Origin of the sequence: Methanimicrococcus hongohii, assembly GCF_032594095.1 — an archaeon.
GTDB lineage: Archaea > Halobacteriota > Methanosarcinia > Methanosarcinales > Methanosarcinaceae > Methanimicrococcus > Methanimicrococcus hongohii.
In genome coordinates this window covers 650723-666962 of record NZ_CP131059.1, presented here as the reverse complement: position 1 = coordinate 666962, position 16240 = coordinate 650723, and the positions used below count along the sequence as shown (strand labels likewise).

The 16240-nt window shown below is 40.0% G+C and carries 18 protein-coding genes; 9 read left to right on the top strand and 9 right to left on the bottom strand.

The window, feature by feature from the left end; genetic code table 11:
- Positions 1-71: 71 nt before the first annotated feature.
- Both MmiHf6_RS03050 and MmiHf6_RS03045 read right to left on the bottom strand, forming a co-directional pair.
- Positions 72-260 (bottom strand): hypothetical protein, encoded by a 189-nt coding sequence (locus tag MmiHf6_RS03050; protein WP_316558238.1) that lies wholly within the window; start codon positions 258-260, stop codon positions 72-74.
- 424 nt (positions 261-684) lie between these two features.
- The gene (locus MmiHf6_RS03045) at positions 685-1080 is read right to left on the bottom strand and encodes a single stranded DNA-binding domain-containing protein (protein ID WP_316558237.1); all 396 of its coding nucleotides are present in this window, start codon (positions 1078-1080) and stop codon (positions 685-687) included.
- A gap of 562 nt (positions 1081-1642) precedes the next feature.
- On the opposite strand from MmiHf6_RS03045, the gene MmiHf6_RS03040 reads away from it, so the two are divergent.
- From MmiHf6_RS03040 to MmiHf6_RS03025, 4 genes are all read left to right on the top strand, one after another.
- Positions 1643-2848: an ammonium transporter gene (locus MmiHf6_RS03040; protein ID WP_316558236.1), complete on the top strand. Its 1206-nt coding sequence runs from the start codon at positions 1643-1645 to the stop codon at positions 2846-2848.
- A 74-nt stretch (positions 2849-2922) separates the two neighbouring features.
- Positions 2923-3252 (top strand): P-II family nitrogen regulator, encoded by a 330-nt coding sequence (locus MmiHf6_RS03035; RefSeq protein WP_316558235.1) that lies wholly within the window; start codon positions 2923-2925, stop codon positions 3250-3252.
- 216 nt (positions 3253-3468) lie between these two features.
- A complete protein-coding gene (locus MmiHf6_RS03030) occupies positions 3469-3954 on the top strand; it encodes a methylated-DNA--[protein]-cysteine S-methyltransferase (RefSeq protein ID WP_316558234.1) in 486 nt (161 codons plus the stop codon).
- A gap of 122 nt (positions 3955-4076) precedes the next feature.
- Positions 4077-4871, top strand: a complete 795-nt coding sequence (locus tag MmiHf6_RS03025; protein WP_316558233.1) for a DNA alkylation repair protein — start codon at positions 4077-4079, stop codon at positions 4869-4871.
- A gap of 85 nt (positions 4872-4956) precedes the next feature.
- Here the strand turns inward: MmiHf6_RS03025 and MmiHf6_RS03020 are convergent, their stop codons facing one another.
- Positions 4957-5424 (bottom strand): FAD synthase family protein, encoded by a 468-nt coding sequence (locus tag MmiHf6_RS03020; protein ID WP_316558641.1) that lies wholly within the window; start codon positions 5422-5424, stop codon positions 4957-4959.
- A gap of 235 nt (positions 5425-5659) precedes the next feature.
- Entirely contained in the window at positions 5660-6370 is a 711-nt protein-coding gene (locus MmiHf6_RS03015) for a hypothetical protein (protein ID WP_316558232.1), read from the bottom strand.
- 578 nt (positions 6371-6948) lie between these two features.
- On the opposite strand from MmiHf6_RS03015, the gene MmiHf6_RS03010 reads away from it, so the two are divergent.
- Both MmiHf6_RS03010 and MmiHf6_RS03005 read left to right on the top strand, forming a co-directional pair.
- Complete coding sequence (locus tag MmiHf6_RS03010) at positions 6949-8451, top strand: homocysteine biosynthesis protein (protein ID WP_316558231.1); 1503 nt, start codon at positions 6949-6951, stop codon at positions 8449-8451.
- Positions 8448-8846, top strand: coding sequence for a 4Fe-4S dicluster domain-containing protein (locus MmiHf6_RS03005; RefSeq protein WP_316558230.1), 399 nt, complete (start codon positions 8448-8450; stop codon positions 8844-8846). Before MmiHf6_RS03010 ends, MmiHf6_RS03005 begins: the two co-directional genes overlap by 4 nt.
- A 260-nt stretch (positions 8847-9106) precedes the next feature.
- Here MmiHf6_RS03005 and MmiHf6_RS03000 read toward each other — a convergent pair whose 3' ends face one another.
- A complete protein-coding gene (locus MmiHf6_RS03000) occupies positions 9107-9322 on the bottom strand; it encodes a hypothetical protein (protein WP_316558229.1) in 216 nt (71 codons plus the stop codon).
- 69 nt (positions 9323-9391) lie between these two features.
- On the bottom strand, positions 9392-9514 hold the full coding sequence (locus MmiHf6_RS02995) for a hypothetical protein (RefSeq protein WP_316558228.1): 123 nt from the start codon (positions 9512-9514) through the stop codon (positions 9392-9394).
- A 658-nt stretch (positions 9515-10172) separates the two neighbouring features.
- On the opposite strand from MmiHf6_RS02995, the gene MmiHf6_RS02990 reads away from it, so the two are divergent.
- Positions 10173-11783, top strand: coding sequence for a CTP synthase (locus tag MmiHf6_RS02990; RefSeq protein ID WP_316558227.1), 1611 nt, complete (start codon positions 10173-10175; stop codon positions 11781-11783).
- 263 nt (positions 11784-12046) lie between these two features.
- Here MmiHf6_RS02990 and MmiHf6_RS02985 read toward each other — a convergent pair whose 3' ends face one another.
- The 3 genes from MmiHf6_RS02985 to nth all read right to left on the bottom strand — a co-directional run bounded on the left by MmiHf6_RS02985 (position 12047) and on the right by nth (position 14353).
- Entirely contained in the window at positions 12047-12454 is a 408-nt protein-coding gene (locus MmiHf6_RS02985; protein WP_316558226.1) for a hypothetical protein, read from the bottom strand.
- A 9-nt stretch (positions 12455-12463) separates the two neighbouring features.
- Positions 12464-12592, bottom strand: coding sequence for a hypothetical protein (locus tag MmiHf6_RS02980; RefSeq protein ID WP_316558225.1), 129 nt, complete (start codon positions 12590-12592; stop codon positions 12464-12466).
- A 696-nt stretch (positions 12593-13288) separates the two neighbouring features.
- Positions 13289-14353, bottom strand: a complete 1065-nt coding sequence (nth, locus tag MmiHf6_RS02975) for an endonuclease III (protein WP_316558224.1) — start codon at positions 14351-14353, stop codon at positions 13289-13291.
- Positions 14354-14524: 171 nt separating this feature from the next.
- On the opposite strand from nth, the gene rnz reads away from it, so the two are divergent.
- Entirely contained in the window at positions 14525-15445 is a 921-nt protein-coding gene (gene rnz / locus MmiHf6_RS02970; RefSeq protein WP_316558223.1) for a ribonuclease Z, read from the top strand.
- A gap of 351 nt (positions 15446-15796) precedes the next feature.
- The gene (locus MmiHf6_RS02965) at positions 15797-16222 is read left to right on the top strand and encodes a hypothetical protein (protein WP_316558222.1); all 426 of its coding nucleotides are present in this window, start codon (positions 15797-15799) and stop codon (positions 16220-16222) included.
- Positions 16223-16240: the final 18 nt, after the last annotated feature.

The following is a 16240-nucleotide window of genomic DNA, read 5'->3' as shown; positions in this document are numbered from 1 at the left end:
AAAAAATAAAAGAAAGCAAAGGATCGCTCCTTTGCCAATGACTTTTTTGAAATTTTTGTCATACGATAAAATCAGAACTTCATAGAAGGCGAGAATGAATTACAGCAATAGTCATCAAAGACTTCTTCTTCCACTTCTGCCAGTTTTTTCTTATAATCTTTTGATTTCGGGTCGTATTTTTTCATTTTTTCTTTAACTTCGGCGTTCATTTTATCAAGAACTTTTTGATTGAACCCTTCCGTATTTTCTGCCGTGAACATAGTTCATCATTTCTTTGCATATTAAATTCAATTATCGATTCAAAATTGATTCAAATCGACTGCGATTCCATACATTTTCCCCGTATATGAAATTGCAAAAAGACAGACATCTGCTGCCGCAAACATATCGTTTCAGGCAGCACAAGACTGCTGTATCAATATTTATCAGATCCAATTCATGAAATGAAAATAAATCTCGGATGAACGATTTTTCCGTTCAGCCGTATTGATATTTTCCTTAATGAGATATATATTTGCTGATTACATTAAAATTAAATTGAATTGTTCTAAGCGGCAAAGAAAATCAATCTGATTCAATTTAATTCAATCTGAAATTCTTTGAAAATCAACTGAGAAAAATCAATTTAAAAATCAATTTAAAAATCAATTTAAAAATCAATTTAAAAAACAATTTAGAACCAAATCAATTCAATATACGCAAATCATTTTCATTTTTCAGCACAAGTTCCAGTGTTCCGTTATATTCTTCAACTGCTCCTTTCACGCCGATTAAACTTTCCGCTTCGATTTTGGAAAATATCGATGACGCGCCGACGGATTTTGGAACAAATACAGGCAGAACGGTTTTGTCGGCGCATTCGATTTGAATAATCAAATGGTCGCCTGTAAAAGTCATTCTTTTACTCATCACCAAACCTTCGGTATAAACTGTTTTTCCGACATCTTCTGTGGTCGGCACAACCGAATTTCCGGCAGACATCAGCGATTCATTATCCGCCGAAATAACAGCGTAAAGCAAAAAGACGGTTGAAAATGCCATCAGGAACAAGATAATTACAAGTTTGTTTTCCGTTTTCATTGTGAACTCCTCAAGCCGAAATAACACGGGAAGCAGATATAGTTTTTGAAATTTTCAAAATCGGAAGACTTATATATGAAATTTCATCGGAAATGCAAAATATTCTAAAAATAATTTCAAAGAATTATGTCATCATTAATAATAAAATTCCATAATCTAATGGTTGTAAAAAATTATATTTTCGTCAACGGGCATCTCAATAATTCAAAATTTGATTAAAATCGACTATTATGTGTTATGTCTTATTCGATATAATTTTCGGGTGAAAATATGCGAAAATCTTAAATATGAGCGAATTTTCCAATTAATTGTTGACAAAAGAAAAGAATTCAACTTCTTCAATTTGTCAAATCGAACTGAAATCAAATTCGAATCAAAAAAGAATCAAATTCGAATCGACCCAAATTCGAATCGACCCAAATTCGAATCGAAAAGAATCAAATCGACATAATAACGGATTAAACAAAGTAACGGATTAAGTAAAAAACAAAATTGACCGGTCGCATATTATTGTTAAACAGTGAAATTCAATCCATATTTCAATTTAAAAAGGTGAAAACTTTTGGCAATAGACAGCGGCTCTACGGCTCTAATTATTATCAGCGCAGCACTCGTAACACTCATGATTCCGGCACTCGGCCTTTTCTACGGCGGGCTTGTTCGGAAGAAAAATATTATTTCAATGGTTTTCTTAAGTTTTCTCGCCCTCTCAATTGTCAGTATCCAGTGGGTTTTCTTCGGCTATTCACTCGCCTTCGGACCTGATATTGCGGGCGTCATCGGCGGCTTAGACTATGTCGGGCTCATCGGCATCGGTCTTGAAGACACGATCGTTGAAGGCATTCCCGATATTCTTTTCATTCTCTTTCAGATGATTTTTGCAGGAATTTCACTTGCAATCATCACATCAGGCTTTGCCGAACGCGTTAAACTCAGTTCATTCATTGTTTTCGGGCTCCTTTGGACAACGCTCGTTTATGACCCGCTCGCACACTGGGCATGGGGCGGCGGCTGGGCACACGCTCTTGGCGCGCTCGATTTTGCCGGCGGAACGGTGGTTCACATCAGCGCCGGATTCGGTGCGCTCGCAGCAGCTTTTGTCATCGGCAAACGCTCAGGCTTCGGCGAAACGAAAATGGTTTCAGCTCCCCAGAACATTCCGCTGACACTTCTCGGCGCCGGTCTTCTTTGGGTCGGCTGGTTCGGCTTTAACGGCGGCTCCGCGCTCGCGGCAGACGGAATCGCAGCACTTGCGGTCATGAACACGGCAATTGCGGCAGCAGCCGGTGCACTTTCTTGGATGCTTATCAGCTCGATCAAAGGAAAACCGAGTGCTGTCGGGTTGGTTTCGGGTGCACTTGCAGGTCTTGTCGGAATCACGCCGGCGGCCGGATATGTCGAAATATTTCCGGCAATCATTATCGGCGGAATCGCTTCAATCGTCTGTTATTATGCTTTGATTTTCCGCGTTAAAAAAGGATGGGATGAAAGTTTGGACGCGTGGGCGATTCACGGTGTCGGCGGACTCTGGGGCGCGATTGCGACAGGCATTTTCGCATCTTCTGCGCTTGCCGGCGTCGGCGGTCTGATTGAAGGCAATTTCATGCAGTTTGCGGTCAACGCAGGCGAAGCAATCATTGCCGTCATTTTCTCATTTGCCGTGACTTACATCATCGCGCTTGCGGTCAAAAAAGTCATGGGTCTTCGTGTATCGGAAATCGAAGAAGATCTCGGTTTGGATATTTCAAACCACGGGGAACGCGCTTGAAAATGAATCAAACAGTAGAAATCACAAACAGTAGAAATCACAAACAGGAGAACTAACAAACAGGAGAACTAAATATGAAAATGATCATGGCGGTTATCCGTCCCGAAAAATTCGATGCGGTCAAACAGGCGCTGGCGGACAAAGGCTACTACGGCATGACCGTCACGGAAGTTTCCGGGCGCGGTGAACAGAGAGGCGTTTGCCTTCAGTACAGAGGAAAACCGATTTATGTCGATGTTATTCAGAAAACGGAAATTCAGCTCACGACATGCGATGAAAAAGCGGATGAAGTGATCGAAATCATCAGATCCGCCGCGTATTCCGGAAAAATCGGAGACGGGCGTATCTTTGTCGTTCCCGTTGAAAAAGCAATTACGATCAGAACGGGGGAGATGTTCAGCTAAGCGGTGTGTCCAATATGTTTGCGCGCGGAAGGCGTTGTTTATAAAAATCGCTTCAGTGATTTTTGCCGCAACCGCCGCCGCGCGCGAGCTGCACCACTTTTATATTTTCAAAATTTATCGTCGATTTTTATTTTAATGAATACTTTCACTATTCTTATCAAATGCTTATATTTCAGAATCGCTTTCAATACATTAAGAAATTTGAGAGTTGATTTTATGATTTATTTTAAAGAAACATCCGTTTGTCAAATCGGGATTGAAGAAAAAGACGGCTTCATCACGAAAACTGTTTTTGAAAACAGTTCTTCAAATTCCGGCGAATCCTGTCATTTCGATGCCGCTTCCGCTCCGGCCGCCGTCGTTGAGGCATTTTCTCAATTGGAAGAATATTTCAGCGGAGAACGAAAAGAATTTACGGTTCCGTTGGCACCGGCCGGAACGCCGTTTATGAAAAACGTTTGGGAAGCATTGTGTACAATTCCTTACGGCAAAACCGCAACTTACAAAGAGATTGCAAACGCTGTCGGCAATCCGAAAGCGTGCCGCGCCGTCGGTATGGCAAACAACAAAAATCCGATTGCAATTTTTATTCCCTGTCATCGCGTGATCGGCAGCAGCGGAAAACTTGTCGGCTACGCCGGCGGAACGGACGTGAAGCAAAAACTTTTGATTTTGGAAAATGAGAATTTTTTGGAAAAATAAATCCAAATTATCAAAACAAATCCAAATTATCAAAATAAATCCAAATTTATCAAAAACAAATCAAATTTGTCAAAAATAATCGCAAACAAACAAAAAAGTCATGAAAAAAAACAGGAGTGTTCATGTTTACGGCGCAGGATGTTCAAAATGAACTTGAAAGGTTAAGCAATCCCGATAAAGCAAAACATCATCAAAAATATTTTAAAACGGGTCCGGGAGAATACGGCGAAGGTGATCTTTTTATCGGAATCGAAGTTCCGAAAATGAGAGCGCTTTCAAAGAAAATCTGTTCCGATATCTCACCGGCGGATACGGAAATCTTGTTGAAATCACCGATTCATGAACATCGGCAAACGGCTCTTTTCACAATGGTTGAAAAATACAATGCTGCGCGCCGAAAATCTTTGCCGAAAAGAAACGGTTCGGCATCAGATGACCAATTAATTGCAGCCATGCGCGAGAAAAAAGAAATCGTGACGCTTTATTTGGAAAATACGAAATATATCAATAATTGGGATTTGGTTGACTGTTCCGCGTCATACATTCTCGGCGAATGGTTCTTGGAAACAGAACCCGAAACGCTCGGAGAAAAAACGATTTGGAATTTGGCAAAGTCTGACGATTTATGGAAACAGCGCATTTCCGTGATGACAACGCACGCTTTTATTCGAAGCGGCACTTTTCAACCGACACTGAATTTGTGCGAATATTTTCTTCCCGCAACGCATGATCTGATTCATAAATGCACCGGGTGGATGCTTCGGGAAACCGGCAAAAAAGAAAAAGCCGTTTTGATTCAGTTTTTAGATGTTCATGCAAGCGAAATGCCGCGGACAATGCTTCGCTATTCGATTGAAAAATTAACGGCGGCTGAAAAAGAAAATTATATGTCGCCGATTCGAAAAAGGAAAGCTTAAATTGAAATGTTTAAAATTTAAAAAGTTTGAAGTTGAAAAGTTTAAATTGAAAAAAATCTAAAATAAAATCCGTATGATGTTGATTTCAATCAATTTCCTGATTCTTATTTTTGCGTTCAATTATTTCAGCGGCAATTCTTCTGCTGCTGTAAAATTCACCTTCGCCATTTGAATCCGCTTTTGAAAGGCGGATGACTTTGGGGAAAAAACCGCGTTCATTTAACGCGTCTTCCAATTCCTTTTCTTGGAATTTCTGATCAAAGCCGAGAACGACAATATCGGGATTGATTTCTGAAATCGGTTCAAAATAATCCGTTAAACTTCCGAGAAGCGCGAAATCAACCGGCTTGAGCGCTGCAACCATCATTCGACGCTGATTTTCCGGAATGATCGGCGTCGGTTTATGATTGACATTGACATCGCGGCTGATGATAACATAAAGCTCATCACCGAGCATTTTTGCCTGCTCCAAGAAGTAAAGGTGTCCGGGATGAAGAATGTCAAATGTTCCAGTTGCCAAAACGCGCGTCAAAATGTCACCTGAAAAATCAATGTGCTGTAAAGAATAAAAGAGTATCGAAAATAAAAGAACAAAAGAGCCAAAATGAAAGTGTCGATCACATCGTTAAAATGAACAGTATAATTTGATCGTTAAAATAAAAAGTGTCAACGATTATCAAAATAAAAAATATTTTAAAAGAAAATATTAAAAGAAAATAATGAAAAGAAAATAATGAAAAGAAATAATTTAAAAGAAAAATGTCAAAAATTAATTGAAAATTTCGAAATCATTCAAGCGTTCCCGAACAGGAATGAAATACATCATTGTCGGCGCTCAAAAATATCACGGTCAAAACTGTTTTATCATCGGTTGATTCGGTTAATTTCAAATTGCCCGAATAACGGGAAAGAATCATTTTTGCGATGTAGAAAATTAAACTGATTTTGTCGCCGGTCACACTGTTTTTATCTTCATTTAAGATGGCTTCAAGCGTACTTCCGGGAACCGAAAAGTTATGAATGTCGATTCTGACAGCGCATTTGTTTAATCCGTCTTCCTGAAATTCTGATGTTGTAAACGAAAGCTTGTATTTGTTGTTATTTTCAAGCGTTATCTGAATTAATAAATCAAAAAGTTTCGGAAATGCGCCGTCGGCAAAAACGTAAATGTCGTCGCCGTTTAACTCAAATTCTTTGTCCGGATATTTTTCCGTAAGTCTGCTCATACAGGAATAAAATGAATAAAAACCAAGGTTACCGCCGCTGTAAACGAACGGTTCGATTTCTTTGATGACTTCAATGTGTTCCAAGCTCTTTTGGGAGGCTTCTTCAACCATTTCCAAATATTTTTCATCCTTTTTCAGCTTGTATAAATCAAGCGCCATAAAAATAGCGTTCTGATAGTTCTTCAGATCATGTTTGAACAAATCATAAAAACGGCTTCCAAGCTCCAGATATCTTTTTGTATAGATGTCCATGACTGTCCCTTCCCGGTCCAATAATGTTACAGCCGGATATTTTTCGCTATATTTCATTTAATCACCAAAATAATGAGAAGCACCATGTTTCTTCGAATCTAAAAGAGTATAACTGCAACATTTTATTTAATATGAGTGGTATATCCGATAAGTTTCTTGAACTAATAATATTCTGTAAACATATTTTGGGAAAATTCATTTTTATCATCGGTAAACACGGTTTGAAAAATATTACTGTCAGTAATAAATATGTGCAAAATTTATATACTATAATATCCATTCTGTTTTGCCGAGTGTTTTGAGCGATTTTTTAAAAATTGTGAAAAAACATGCAACAGAATTAATAATCAAAAGCATAATAAAAACTAAATAAAAAGCTAAAAGAAGCTAAAAAAATTTTAAAAAATTTTAAAAAATTATAAAAATTACAAATTAAACTCACATAAATTGAAAATCACAGATATTACAAATATCGTAAATATTACAGATATCGTAAATATTACAGATATCGTAAATATTACAGATATCGTAAATATCGCAAAATATTGTAAATATCACAGATTGCTGACGTGATTTTCTTGAAAAGGAGACGAATAATAATGGCGAAAACGATTGCTGAAATCAATGAAAAAATCGCATCCGGTAATGTCTGTGTCGTGACGGCTGAAGAAATGTCCGACATTGTTGACGATATCGGTGCCGAAAAGGCGGCTGCAGAGGTTGACGTGGTGACCACGGGGACCTTCGGCGCTATGTGTTCTTCAGGCGTTTTCCTCAACTTCGGTCACTCCGAAATCCCGATTAAAATGACAAAAATGTTCATGAACGATGTCGAAGCGTACAGCGGAATCGCAGCGGTCGACTCGTATTTGGGCGCGACGCAGATCTCTGAAAAGCTCGGCATCAAATACGGCGGCGCTCATGTCATTGAAGATTTGATCTGCGGTAAAAAGGTTGAAGTCAACGCTTATTCTTACGGCACGGACTGCTACCCGAGAAAGGAGTTGACGACCACGATTACGCTGGATGATTTGAATCAGGCAATCATGGTCAACCCGAGAAACGCTTATCAGCGTTATGACGCCGCAACAAACGGCTCAAAAAAAGTCATTCACACTTACATGGGCAAACTGCTTCCGGATTACAAAAATGTGACTTATTCGGGCGCGGGCATTTTGTCTCCGCTTTCAAATGATCCGACTTACAGAACGATCGGCGCGGGAACCAAAATATTCATGGGCGGCGCCGAAGGAACGATTGTCGGCGAAGGAACGCAGTGTTCAACGGCATCCGGTTTTGCAACACTGATGACGACGGCGAATTTGAAAGAGATGACGAAGGAATACGTCAACGCTGCAAGCTTTGAAGGATACGGCACGTCGCTGTTCCTCGGCATCGGCATTCCGATTCCGATTTTGGACGCCGAGATGGCGCAAGCGGCAGCCGTTCGAGACGCGGACATTGAAGTCAGCATTAAAGATTACAGCATCGGAAAGCGTGACCGTCCGGTTGTCAGAAAAGCCAATTATGAGGAGCTTCGTTCGGGAAGCATTCAGTTAAACGGCAAAGATGTGGCAACGTCCTGTATGTCCAGCTTTAAGAAATCCCGCGAGGTTGCGGAGGAATTGAAGAGCCGCATTGTTGCGGGCCGATTCTTCCTCGGCGCGAACACGACGACGCTGCCTTTGAACCAATCGACGAAGCCGATGAAAGAGACGAATAAAACGCCTGTCGTTCGCGACATTATGAGCAAAAAGGTTGTGACGGTGGAGCAGACGGACAGTTTTATTGACGCGGCGAAATTGATGAAGCAGAATGAGCGCAATCATGTTTCGGTTGTGTCGGGCGGCAAGTTGGTCGGCATCATCACGTCGTGGGATATTTCAAAGGCGGTTGCCGAAGGAAAAGTCGATACGGTCGGTGCCTGCATGACGAGGGATGTGATTACTTGTTCGCCGGATGAAACGGCTGACGTGGTTGCCAAAAGGCTTGCGGAATTCAAAATTTCGGCCATCCCGGTCATTGATGACAATCAAACGGTTGTCGGGATGCTGACGAGTGAGCATATCAGTAAACTTTTCACAAGGGGGAAGCATGAATGAAACTTAAGATCAGTTTTCCGGATGAACGCGTGAAGTCGCCGATTTTATCGGAGATTATCATCAAAACCGGCGTTCTTGTCAGCATTGTTTCCTCTCATATTGATTCGACCGGCGGCGAAATCATTATTGAAGTCATTGACAAGTATTATGAGGTCATTAAAAATGAGTTTGAAGCCCGCGGCGTTACGGTAACGCTTTTGGATACGCTCATTTGCAGAGATGAAAGTGAATGTGTCGACTGCGGCGCATGCATTTCGGTTTGTCCGTCGAAAGTCTTTTCGTTTGCGGACGACTGGAGTTTGGCAATGGATATGCAAAAGTGCGTCAAATGCGGTTTATGTATTGACATGTGCCCGCATCAGGCGCTGTCGATTGAAGGGGCGAATTGCGAATAATTCGTTCTTTTCTTTTTTATTTTTCATTTATTTGATGATTTTTTTTGATTTGTTTTTCATTAAATTTGTCGTTCATTTTTGATTCGTTTTCACTAAATTCGATGGTTTCTTTTTGATTTGTTTTCACTAAATTTGATGATTTCTTTTTGATTTGTTTTCGCTAAATTTGATGATTTCTTTTTGATTTTGTTTTTTACTAAATTTGCCGGTTCCTTTTGACTTTATTTTTAAAAACAGGTTCCCATTTTTGATTTTATTTTTTAAAATTGGTTTCGTTTTTGACTCCTTTGTTTGAAAAACGGGGCGACTCGCGCGGCGGCGGGCAGCTGCTGCGGCTGCCGGCAGCGGCGGCGCAAACCTGTTCGGCAGGCGGAAACAAACACCACCCTCCCACTGCAAACAAACACCGCCCTCCCACTGCAAACAGAAACCTGACTTGCAAGCGGAAACAGAAACCTCCCTCCCACTGCAAACAAACACTTCCTCTCGCAGCAACCCAAAATTTTGTGAGCGAAGCGAGCAAAATTTAATGCCAACGGATATCTTTAAAAAGAGCAGATGCACGCGGCAACGCAAACTTGATTGGCAGCAGCAATCTTAAAAGACAGTTGCAGACGAGCAGGCTCAGCCGGAAACTGACAGCAAAAGACAGTCGAAAGAAGGAACAAGCTGAATCTGAAATGCGATTTTAGTTCTGCGGTTTTTGAGTTTTTGTTTCGTATGGTAAGAATCCGCCAAGTCTCGTCTCCTCGCTGCGCTCGGAGACTCAACTTGCGGGGGCGGTTTTTGAAATTTAATTCAATCTAAAAATTGATTGAAACATCGTCTTTCAATCATTTTCTTCAAAAACGGAACGCTTTCTTTTATCCAAAATCTAAAACATTTATTTAGGGTTTTATCGGGCGTTCAGGTTCACCGAGCTTGAAAATTGGATGTTTAGGTTTCATCCCGAAATGAAATAAAAACGCGGTACAAGTTTGAAAACTTATCAAAAAAATGAAGCCGCTCGCGTGCAAACGCCGCCCGCAATTGCAATTACGCCGTTTTTTCGGTTATCCAAACTGTTGCAAATGTTGGCAAAAAACAGATAACAGATACTTGTTTTTTCAAGTTTTTGACATTAACTATTTATACGACCATTTGAATATCTTTAAGTTTAATTGAGTTGTCATATGATTTTCGATTTGAATTGACATTTTTATCCGACACGGATTCGGAAAAATATTAATTCAGGGAATCAATTATTGATTCAAAGATGAGAATCTTATTAAGAATCTGATCATCATTTGACAATTATAAAGGATCAATCAAAGGCAGGAATCAAATATGAAATACATTGTTGTTACGGGCGGAGTTATCAGCGGTCTGGGGAAAGGGATTACAACGGCATCCATCGGCAGAAACCTGAAAAACAGAGGCTACAAGGTGACGGCGATCAAAATCGATCCTTATTTGAACGTCAACGCCGGCATCATGACACCGCTTCAGCACGGCGAAATCTGTGTTTTAAACGACGGCGGCGAAGTCGATTTAGACCTCGGCAACTACGAACGCTTTTTAGATGTTGATTTAACGGCCGACCACGATATTACGACCGGCAATGTTTATTCCACTGTTTTAGATCGCGAGCGCCGCGGCGAATTCCTCGGCAAAACCGTTCAAATTATTCCTCATATCACAAATGAAATCAAACACAAACTCAGAACCGCAGCACAAAGAAGCGGCGCCGATGTTTGTTTGATTGAAATCGGCGGCACTGTCGGTGACTATGAAAGTATGTTTTACATGGAAGCCATTCGTCAAATGAAGAACGAAGAACCTTCCGGAAATATGAAATTCGTTCACGTCACGCTTTTCTTTGACGACACGCAGGGCGAGCAGAAAACAAAGCCGACACAGCATTCCGTTAAAGAAATGAGAACGCTCGGTTTATCTCCCGATTATATTGTCGGTCGTTCAACGCTTCCGCTGAAAAAGGAAACAAAAGAAAAAATCGCCCTTTTCTGTGACGTTCCCGAAGAATGTGTGATCAGCGCTTATACGGTGCCGATTCTTTATGAATTGCCTCAAATTCTTGACAGTCAGGGTTTAACCGACCATTTAATTTCAGCACTCAGTCTTTCGGCGCCTGAAAATCCGCCGATTACGGATTGGAATGAAATGGTTGACAGAATGAAAGCGGTTGCCGAAATTCCTGATTCAGAAGCCGTTTGTTTGGCATTGGTCGGCAAATACACAGATTTGCCGGATTCTTACATCAGTGTTTTTGAAGCCGTCAAACACGGCGCCACCGCTGCCGGAATTAAAGCAACGATTAAATTGATCGGTTCGGAAAATATCGAAGAAGACGCTTCAGTTTTAGAGAGCTTGAAAAATTATGACGGCATCATTGTTCCGGGCGCGTTTGGCGAACGCGGTTCGGACGGCATTATCAAAGCTGTTACGTTCGCGCGTGAAAATGACATCCCGTTCCTCGGAATCGGTTTTGGAATGCAGGCAGCAGTCATTGATTTCGCAAGAAATGTTGCAAATCTTGCCGGCGCCGACACGACGGAATTGAATGAAAAAACAGAATTCCCCGTCATTGACGTGACATCCAAAGAAAGCGATATTTCCGGTTTCCGCGGCATTATGAAAGTCGGCGAATATGAAGTTCGAATCAAAGACGGAACGCTTGCCAAGAAGGTTTACGGCAAAGACGCGATTTTAGAGAGATTCAGAAACAGATATGAAGTCAACAATCAGTTTGTGAAAGTTCTCGAAGAAAAAGGACTTGTTTTCTCGGGCGACATTAACGGAATGAAGCAAATCGTTGAATTGCCCGACAAGAAATTCTTTATCGGCACTTTGTATCATCCTCAATTCCGATCAAGACCGCAGCGCGCAGAACCCATTTTTACGGAATTTGTGAAGGCGGCAAAAGAGAATAAGAAATGAAGCAATCAAAGGCTTCATTCTTTTTATTTTGTTTGTAATTCATTTTTATTTTGTTTTTAATTTCATTTTTTGTTTATTTCATTTTTATTTTTTTGTTTATTTCTCCAATCTCTCCATTTCTTTTCCAATTTCAGGTAAAATAACGGTTTTGCCGTTGCGATTTCTGTAACTTCAAAATAATCTTTTAATCTGACTGTATCAAGCGGATTTCTTTTTTTAATTTCATTTTTGTCTGTCGTTTCCATTATTTAACTTCCTTTATTTTATTGTATTGTATGATACATCAGCAATAATATAAAAATTGCGATAAGTATTGAGAATATCAAAATGTTTAACGATATTTGAAGTAACTTAACCCTTTTATCATTGAGTTCTTTTTTAGATCGGTGAATATTACCGATTTGTTTTTTCTGTAAAAGCAGAAAATCATCAGAACCTGAAAATTCATCATGATGTTCATTGATTATTTGATAAATTTGATTAATATCAGTAGGAACTGAATGATCATATCTCGACTGTGCTAAAACAGCACAGATAAAGGAAATTGCCAATAAGCTTAAAACAATTGCAAGAAATGCATAAATTTTGAAATGTTCAATTTCAGTATGCTCTATCAGAATTGGAACCAACATTAAAATGACCGCAGAAAAAACGGAGATTGCAACGAGCATTTGTCCTGCTTAAGCAATAGTGCTTTCTTCTCTTCTTTCTTCACGCTCAAACGAGAAAAGACCGAATTTGTTAACATGTTCTAAAATCATTGCTGCGGTTTCAGCTTCTTCTTCTGTACGTTTTTCAGGTCCCTGCATTTTTGAACGCCTCGGTGATGTCATTTACAAAATGCAGTAAATCGGTTCCGTATTTGTAACTTTTTTAATTTTTTCGAAACATATCGAAATTCTTAAAATTAATTTAATTTAAATCAAAATAATTTTATAAATATTTGTGTTATAATGATTGGTGATCAAAAATGGAATATAAACCGATTCATTACATTGCAATTATTTTAGTTTGTCTGATTATTGTAACCGCTTTTTGTGTTTACTATTTTCTTTATTGACATTAAAAAGCGAATCAATTTTCTTTATTGACATAAAAGCGAATCAAAATTCGAATCGTTTTCTCTTGTTCTCGAATTATATCATCCGTATTCAAAAATATATATAATTAAATATTTATATATTATATGTGTATTAAGAATTTGCATCTGAAATCATTTAACAACACATGGAGGTAAACAATAATGTCAATGAATCAAGCGATTTCCATAATTGTATCTTTGATTGTCTTTTTGATTGTCATTTACATTTTATGGCGCGTCATTACAATGATTTTGTAATTCCTCCAAAAATACGACACACATAAATCAATCCTCACACCCCCGTATGTAAACATCCCCTATGTAAACACCCCCGTATGTAAACACACCTAAACACATGTGAAATGAACGAATTATTTTTCCCGATTCGTTCATTTCATCTTTTCTGTTTTACATATTTTCATAATTACATAAAAGCCGACGGACACATATCCTGAATCGCGCAGACATCGCATCTCGGCTTTTTCGCATCGCACACGCGCCGCCCGTGGAAAATGAGTGTCAGCGACAAATCATTGTAATCTTTTCTTTCGGCAAGCTTCATCAAATCCTGTTCGATCTTTTCGGGATCATCGTGTTCTGTGAGCCCGATTTTATTCGTGAGGCGTTTGACATGCGTGTCAACGGCGATGCCGTCATTGATTCCGAATCCTCTTGATAAAACGATATTTGCCGTCTTTCTGCCGACGCCCGGAAGTTTAGTGAGTTCTTCCATCGTATCCGGGACTTGACCGTTGTATTGTGTTAAAATCATGTTGGCGCTGCCGATAATATGTTTCGTTTTTGAATTGAAAAATCCCGTGGAATAAATGTCTTTTCCGAATTCGGCAGGGTCGGCATTTGCATAATCTTCAAGTGTTCTGTATTTTTTGAACAAAACTTTCGTCACCGTGTTGACCTGACGATCAGTACATTGTGCTGAAAGAATCGTTGCCGCCAACACTTCCCAAGGGGTTTCAAAGTCTAATTCAACTTCCGGTTTCGGATAAAGCTGCTGAAGGATTTCCCAAATCGCATTGAAATTTTGACGGTTGTCGGGCTTTTTTGAAACGGGAAAAACGGGAAGCTTTGAAAGCGGAACGGGTTTGATCGTTCTAGTCACGGTCGGCATTTCCGTTATCTGTTGGCGCGGTGTTTTCGTGTCGGGATTGCCGGCTGATTTTCGAAACGGTGTCTTTTTCTCACTTTTTAATTCAGTTTTTAATTCGGGATTTGCTTCCGATTTTGTTTCAGATTTTAATTTCGATTTTGCTGCAGTTTTTGACTCCGTTTTTACTGTTGATTTTACTGTTGATTTTGCTGCTGATTTTGCTGCCGTTTGAGTCGCAGGTTTTGTTGTTTTTGTTGTCGTTTTGGGTGCAGATGTTGTTGTTTTCGTTTTTGTTTCATTTGTTTTTATTTCGTCTGTCTTTGTTTTGTTTGTTTTTGTTTTGTTTGTCTTCGTTTCGCTTGTTTTTGTTTCTTTCACCATCGTTTCGTTTTTTGTTTTCTCAATTTTGTTTGCCGTCTCATCACCCTCTTGACAAAATTTATTTTTGATTCTGATTTTGATTTTGATTTTGATTTTGATTTTAATTTGATTTTGATTTTAATTCTTGGATGAAACTCATATTTTAAATAATTAAAGACCTTTTGATTTTTCATGCTTAAAATCACGTTTCTCGGAACGGGCGGCGCGCTGCCTTCTAAAGAAAGAAATCCGGCCGGCGTCATGGTCAACAGAGAAGGAGAGCTTTTGCTTTTCGACTGCGGCGAAGGATCTCAAAGGCAGATGATGATTGCCAAAACCGGTCTCGTTAAAATCAGCGCGATTTTTTTGTCTCACTATCACGGCGACCATATTTTGGGACTTCCCGGCCTTCTTCAAACGATGGGATTTTTCGACCGCACCGAAAAGCTTGAAATTTACGGTCCCGACGGTCTTTTTGAAGTGATGGAAGCATTTGAAAAACTCGGAACGCATAAACTTCAATATCTGATTATTCCAAAAGTCCTCGCCCCCGGCGATATTGTTCAGAAAAACGGCTACACGGTCAAAGCCGTCCGCGCCGACCATGATCGCCCTGCGCTCGGCTACGTTCTTGAAGAAGAAAAAAGGCCCGGCCGTTTCAATCGTGAAAAAGCAATCGAACTCGGCGTCGAACCCGGGCCGGCTTTTGCAAAACTCCATCGCGGCGAAGACATAACGCTCAAAAACGGAATCGTCGTTTATTCCAAAGATGTCGTCGGCCCGATGCGCCCCGGCAGAAAGATTTCGTACAGCGGCGACACGCGCGAAACCGATGTTTTCTTCTACGAATCCGAGGGCGCCGATTTGGTCATTCATGAAGCGACATTCACGTCGGACATGGCCGAAAACGCGTATGAATACGGTCATTCAACGGCAAAAGGCGTTGCCAAGATGGCAAAAAAATACAACATCCGAAAGCTTGTTCTGACACATTTGAGCCCGCGATTGACGGACGAAGACGAACGCGTTTATGAAGACGCGGCGTCAGAGTTTGAAAATGTGTTGGTGGCGGAAGATTTGATGGAGCTTGAAGTTGAATTGAGGGATGAGTGAAATACTGTTTACCAATTTTCTTTAATTTTCTTTTCTTTTTTATTTCACATTTCTGTTTTCATTTCTGTTTTCATTTCTGTTTTCATTTTTTGTTTTCCATTTTTGTTTTTATTTTTATTTTTGATTTGTTTTGAAAATCCAAACTCAAACACAAACATCCTATTTTCAAAATCGGGTAAACCTGAACGCCCGATAAAACCCTAAATAAATGTTTTAGATTTAATTGAAAAGACGGCGTTCCGGTTTTGATTTGATTGATGAAAGATAATGTTTCAACAAATTTTAGATTGGATAAAATTTCAAAAACCGCCCCCGCAAGTTGAGTTTCTGAGCGCAGCGAAGAAACGAGACTTGGCGGATTCTTCCCATACGAAACAAAAAATTCAAAGCCATTGGTTTTTAATTGCTTTTCAGCTTCTGCAATGTGCTTTCTTACCACTGTCTTTTATGGTTGCCGCTGCCAATCAGGTTTGCGTTGCTGCCTGCATTTGCTCATTTTTAAGAAATCCGTTGGCATTAAATTTTGCTCGCTTCGCTCACAAAATTTCGGGTTGCGGCGGGAGGGAGGTGTTTGTTTGCAGCGGGAGGGAGGTTTGTGTTTCCGCTTGCCGGTCAGTTTTCCGTTCCGGCAGCAGCTGCTGCCGCCGCGCGCGAACCCCTCAAATTTCAAAAACTAAATCAAAAACGGTACACATTTTTCAAAAAAGAAATCTCAAAGGCCGGCAAACGCTTTTCAAAAAGAAAAATCAAAAACAACATCGCATTTTTCAAAAATAAAATAAAAATAAAAAAGCA

Bases quoted from the DNA above. Each gene is read 5' to 3' on its own strand.
- MmiHf6_RS03050 (WP_316558238.1), bottom strand. From the start codon at position 260: ATGTTCACGGCAGAAAATACGGAAGGGTTCAATCAAAAAGTTCTTGAT.
- MmiHf6_RS03045 (WP_316558237.1), bottom strand. From the start codon at position 1,080: ATGAAAACGGAAAACAAACTTGTAATTATCTTGTTCCTGATGGCATTT.
- MmiHf6_RS03035 (WP_316558235.1), top strand. From the start codon at position 2,923: ATGAAAATGATCATGGCGGTTATCCGTCCCGAAAAATTCGATGCGGTC.
- MmiHf6_RS03030 (WP_316558234.1), top strand. From the start codon at position 3,469: ATGATTTATTTTAAAGAAACATCCGTTTGTCAAATCGGGATTGAAGAA.
- MmiHf6_RS03025 (WP_316558233.1), top strand. From the start codon at position 4,077: ATGTTTACGGCGCAGGATGTTCAAAATGAACTTGAAAGGTTAAGCAAT.
- MmiHf6_RS03010 (WP_316558231.1), top strand. From the start codon at position 6,949: ATGGCGAAAACGATTGCTGAAATCAATGAAAAAATCGCATCCGGTAAT.
- MmiHf6_RS03005 (WP_316558230.1), top strand. From the start codon at position 8,448: ATGAAACTTAAGATCAGTTTTCCGGATGAACGCGTGAAGTCGCCGATT.
- MmiHf6_RS02990 (WP_316558227.1), top strand. From the start codon at position 10,173: ATGAAATACATTGTTGTTACGGGCGGAGTTATCAGCGGTCTGGGGAAA.
- MmiHf6_RS02985 (WP_316558226.1), bottom strand. From the start codon at position 12,454: ATGCTCGTTGCAATCTCCGTTTTTTCTGCGGTCATTTTAATGTTGGTT.
- MmiHf6_RS02980 (WP_316558225.1), bottom strand. From the start codon at position 12,592: ATGCAGGGACCTGAAAAACGTACAGAAGAAGAAGCTGAAACCGCAGCA.
- nth (WP_316558224.1), bottom strand. From the start codon at position 14,353: ATGGTGAAAGAAACAAAAACAAGCGAAACGAAGACAAACAAAACAAAA.
- rnz (WP_316558223.1), top strand. From the start codon at position 14,525: ATGCTTAAAATCACGTTTCTCGGAACGGGCGGCGCGCTGCCTTCTAAA.